Source organism: Streptomyces alkaliphilus (genome assembly GCF_014141535.1).
Taxonomy (GTDB): domain Bacteria; phylum Actinomycetota; class Actinomycetes; order Streptomycetales; family Streptomycetaceae; genus Streptomyces; species Streptomyces alkaliphilus.
Map to the genome: position 1 here is coordinate 1 of NZ_VKHT01000441.1, position 4,154 is coordinate 4,154.

Below are 4,154 nucleotides of genomic sequence, written 5' to 3' on the forward strand. Positions count from 1 at the left end.
CGCCGGGGCCGCGCCCCTGGTGGGAGGGGGTTCCCCCAATCTGGGTAGCGTTCCCCGATGCCCGGGGGCGTCGGCGGGCCGAGGCTGGGGTCAGCCCTTTTCGGATGCCGGCTCCACGGACCGGCCGGTGAACCTCGGAGGACCCCGATGGGAGATCCCGTATCCGTCAGCGTGATCGCACTCGATCCGGTTCTGGAGGCGGGTACCAGAAGCACCCTGCTGGCCTGCCCCGACGTGGCCCTGGTCGAGCGGGGCGAGGAGACCCGCGTGGTGGTGATGATCGTCGACCGGGTGGGCGACCCGGAGTTGGAGGTGCTGCGCACCACCCGCGGGGTCCCTCGTCCGCCGGACGTGGTGCTCGTCGCCAGCGACCTCACGGTGGCCGAGACCCTGCACGCCCTCGCCCTGGGCGCCCGGGGCCTGTTGCGCCGCAGGGAGGCGGACACCGGGCGGCTGGCCCGGGCCGTGCTCGCGGCCGGACGCGGGGACTGCACCCTCCCACCGGATCTGCTCGACCGTCTCCTGGAACGCTCGACGGCCCCCGACGCCGGGGGAGGTGACCTCGGCTCCCTGCGCGGCGCGGACTCCCTCAGCGACCGCGAGCGTTCCGTGCTGCGCCTGGTGGCCGAGGGGCACGAGACCAACGAGATAGCCCGCCGCCTCTGTTACTCCCCCCGCACGGTCTCCACCGTGGTCCACGACATCACCCGGCGATTCCGTCTGCGCAACCGTGCCCACGCGGTGGCCTACGCCCTTCGGGCGGGCCTGCTGTGACCGCCGCCGCGGGCACCCTCGCCACCGTTCCCGAGACGAAACCCTCCATATCCCCCGCCCCTTGCGTCCCCTCCGGGGCGGGGGTCCCCGACTCCGAGCCGCGGGTCCGGGTCCTCTCCTCGCGGGGCACCTCCCCGGGGGACGCGCCGGGCGCCCCGGATCCTCTCCCCGCCATGCTGTGCCGGGCGGGCCTCGTCCCCGTCACCGAGGAGGACCCGGACGCGGACACCGTGGTGGTCGTGGTCGCCCCGACCGTCGAGGAGGCGCTCTCCCACCGTCCGCCGGGGGAGCACCGGACCCTGTTGGTCTGTGACACGGTCACACCCTCGGGGCTGCGCCGGGCCATCCGGTGCGGTGTTCCGGCCGTCCTGTGCGCGGCCGGTCTCACCCCCGAGCAGCTCGGCGCCGCCGTGCGCGGGGCCCGGCGGGGCGAGGGACGGCTGCCCTATCCGCCCCTGGCCCGGCTCCTCGCCGCCGGCGACGTCCCCGGTCCGGTGGGGCTCACCCCGGGGCAGACCAGGGTGTTGACGCTGGTGGCGGACGGATACGCCAACGCCGACATCGCCCGCCGGATCGGCTGTTCCGAACACACGGTCAAGAACACCGTGCACGAGGTGATGGGCCGTCTCCAGGCCCGCAACCGTGCCCACGCGGTGGCCACCGCGGTGCGCACCGGACTGGTGTGACGGCTCCTCCGGCGGGGCGGGGACGTGTTCCCGCCGGTCCGGGGCCGTGCGCGGTGCCGGAACCCGCGGGGGAACGGGTGGGCGGTTGATCGGTCACGCCGTCGGCCGGTGGGCTCTGGAACACCCGGGGCGCGGTCGTCCGCCGGAGGAAGTGCTGGAGGAGCCGTTCGAATGGCGACCGGGGTGGGAATACGGAGTGTGGGGCTGTCGGGCGGGGAAACGAGCGCCCGGGAAAGCGCCGGGGCGTGATCACCCCGAAAAATACCCACAAGCATGAAATTTGATGGATTCGTTCGAATGTCGGAATGGGGCGATCCGGGGGTGCGGGAAAGATTTCCCGGATCGCCGCCATGATGTGACCGTATTGAAATCGCCGGGAGGGCAACCGAAAGCCGAGTGGTCCCGCGCGGAGAAAAGTCGACAAATTTCCATCAGGGGCGAAAACGAAAGCGGGGTGTCGGTCACCGCTCCCCGTGGGGAGGGATCCGACACCCCGCTGTGCGCGGGCTCTCGACCGGGTCAGCCGAAGGAGCGCTCTATCTGGGCCAGCTTGGCCTCCAGGGAGTCCAGGCGCGGGCTCGCGCTCGAGGACCCGGAGGACGAGGATTCGCCGACCCCGGCGCCGACCGGCTGCTCGCGACCGGCCCGACCGTCGCTCACCTCCAGGGTGGCCTGCTCCCCGCCCTGACCGGCCTCCAGTGCCATCTGGCGTCCCCGGCCCGGCAGCATCCGGTGGTGTCCCAGGGCCCGCAGCCGGGCCCGCTCCAACTTCCGCTCCTCACGGGCCCGGAGCTTGGCGGCCTCCTTCTTCTGCCGCTCGTCGCGCACCTCGTCGACCGCCTCGTCGAGCGTCCGCACGCCCTCCAGCAGCATCAGCGACCAGGCGGCGAAGGTCTCGCGCGGAGCCCGCAGCCAGCGCACGAAGCGGATCTGCGGCAGCGGGCGCGGGACCAGGCCCTGTTCGCGCAGGGCGGCCTTGCGGGTCTGCTTCAGCGCGCGGTCGAAGAGGATGGCCGCGGCCAGCGACATGCCGGCGAAGAAGTGCGGGGCACCGGCGTGCTCCTCACCGCGCGGCGCGTGCACCCAGTTGAACCAGGCGGCGGCGCCCGCGAACAGCCACACCAGCATCCGGGAGGCGATCGAGGCGTCGCCCTGGCTGGCCTCCCGCACGGCGATCACGGCGCAGAACATGGCCGCGCCGTCCAGGCCGAACGGGACCAGGTACTCCCAGCCGCCGGAGAGGTTCAGGTTCTGCCGGCCGAAGCCGACCAGGCCGTGGAAGGAGAGCGCGGCGGCCACGCCGGCGCAGCAGAACAGCAGGGTGTACGAGGCGGTGGCGTACAGGCGCTCCTTGCGGCGCCTGCGCTCCTCCATGCGCTCCCAGGAGTCCTCGGCGGCGGCGTCGGCGGCGGGGGACTTGCGCCCCCGGGCGAGCAGGGCCACGGCCACCAGGAACCCGCACAGGAGTACGGCCGCCGCCAGGACCCAGTTGAACTGTATATCGGTCAATGTCATACGGGTGTCCCTTTATCCGGCCGGTATCGGTGGTGCCGTGGGTGTGGCTTCGCGCGGCGTCATCGCCGAACCCCCGGCTCCGTCACGGGATTCACCGCGGGGTTCCGCGAAGGAATGGTGTGCACCGGATATTAAGGGATCCGGAAGTCCCGCTGCTACCGGATCCCGGAGAGACGTTCGACGCGCTCGGTGTCACAGGTGCGCGGACAGGTCACACACGTGTCCTCGGGACGAATCGTGTAGAAGAGGCAGCAACTGATGCGGTCCCGGGTGGTGTACCGCCGTCCCCGATCGTCCGTCAGTTCGCGGAAGCCGGCGCCGCCGGTGTACGGGGCGGTGGAGCCGGGGAGCAGCAGCTCGGCCTCCCGCCGGGCGCGCTCCTCCTCGCCGAACAGGCCGCCCAGGTAGGTCAGACTCTCGGTCAACTCGTCGGAGGCCATCCCCCACAGGGCGCGTTCCCGCCGGCGTATCAGGGGGCCGAAGGTCGCCAACAGCGGCGTGAAGTGCTCGGCTGCCGTCGCGCGCAGCGCGGCGCGCAACGCCTCCTCGTCCCGCGCCGGCCGCGCGCCGGGCAGGTCGGCGGCGGGGTCGCCCGCCAGGCAGTGGAACTCCCGGACCCGCACGGTGAGGCCGGTGTCGTCGAGCAGAAGGTCGGTGGGGGAGAGGATCGGCACCCGCCGCAGCAGGAACCACGGGACCGTGCACACGGCCGCGGCGGACCACATCAGTCGGTGCAGGGCGAAGCCGGCGACCACGTCGGGCCGAGCCGGTGCGCCGTAGTCCCGTTCGACCCGTTCCGCCTCCCGGGCGAGGAAGAGGTCCAGCGCCTCGCCGCCCGCCGCGAGGTCCGCCGGGCTCCACCGGTCGCCGGTGCGGGGCCCCGGCGCGGGGTTCCCCTCCCGGACGCGGAAGGTGGGCAGCACCTCACCCATGCGCTCCCAGGCCGGGGCCAGGGGAGAGACGGGAGTGAGCGCGGAGAGCATACGAGGTCACCTGTGCAGGGTCGCCGGGGCAGGTAAGCCTTACCTTAGCTCACGTCGTCGGGGGTTTGATCCCGCGACATCCTTGCCTACAGTGCACGGGTCGTGTTGATTCGGGGGCAGGAGGGGACAGGAGCGGACGGATGGAGCACTCCCGAACGGATTCGGCCGTACGAGCGGCGGTCCCCGGCCCCCGTCC

At 72.7% G+C, this 4,154-nt stretch carries 4 protein-coding genes; 2 read left to right on the forward strand and 2 right to left on the reverse strand.

Annotation, left to right across the window (positions count from 1 at the left end):
• The first annotated feature begins 147 nt into the window (after positions 1-147).
• Both FNQ90_RS14560 and FNQ90_RS14565 read left to right on the forward strand, forming a co-directional pair.
• Complete coding sequence (locus FNQ90_RS14560) at positions 148-774, forward strand: helix-turn-helix transcriptional regulator (RefSeq protein WP_182606774.1); 627 nt, start codon at positions 148-150, stop codon at positions 772-774.
• Positions 771-1,460: a LuxR C-terminal-related transcriptional regulator gene (locus FNQ90_RS14565; protein WP_323379966.1), complete on the forward strand. Its 690-nt coding sequence runs from the start codon at positions 771-773 to the stop codon at positions 1,458-1,460. Before FNQ90_RS14560 ends, FNQ90_RS14565 begins: the two co-directional genes overlap by 4 nt.
• A 519-nt stretch (positions 1,461-1,979) precedes the next feature.
• On the opposite strand, the gene FNQ90_RS14570 is transcribed toward FNQ90_RS14565, so the two are convergent.
• Together FNQ90_RS14570 and FNQ90_RS14575 are read right to left on the reverse strand one after the other, a co-directional pair.
• Positions 1,980-2,975 carry a DUF2637 domain-containing protein gene (locus tag FNQ90_RS14570; RefSeq protein ID WP_182606775.1) on the reverse strand — a complete coding sequence of 332 codons (996 nt, stop codon included), beginning with the start codon at positions 2,973-2,975 and terminating at the stop codon, positions 1,980-1,982.
• A gap of 155 nt (positions 2,976-3,130) precedes the next feature.
• Entirely contained in the window at positions 3,131-3,958 is an 828-nt protein-coding gene (locus FNQ90_RS14575) for a (2Fe-2S)-binding protein (RefSeq protein WP_182606776.1), read from the reverse strand.
• Between the last annotated feature and the right edge of the window lie 196 nt (positions 3,959-4,154).

Bases quoted from the DNA above. Each gene is read 5' to 3' on its own strand.
- FNQ90_RS14575 (WP_182606776.1), bottom strand. From the start codon at position 3,958: ATGCTCTCCGCGCTCACTCCCGTCTCTCCCCTGGCCCCGGCCTGGGAG.
- FNQ90_RS14560 (WP_182606774.1), top strand. From the start codon at position 148: ATGGGAGATCCCGTATCCGTCAGCGTGATCGCACTCGATCCGGTTCTG.
- FNQ90_RS14570 (WP_182606775.1), bottom strand. From the start codon at position 2,975: ATGACATTGACCGATATACAGTTCAACTGGGTCCTGGCGGCGGCCGTA.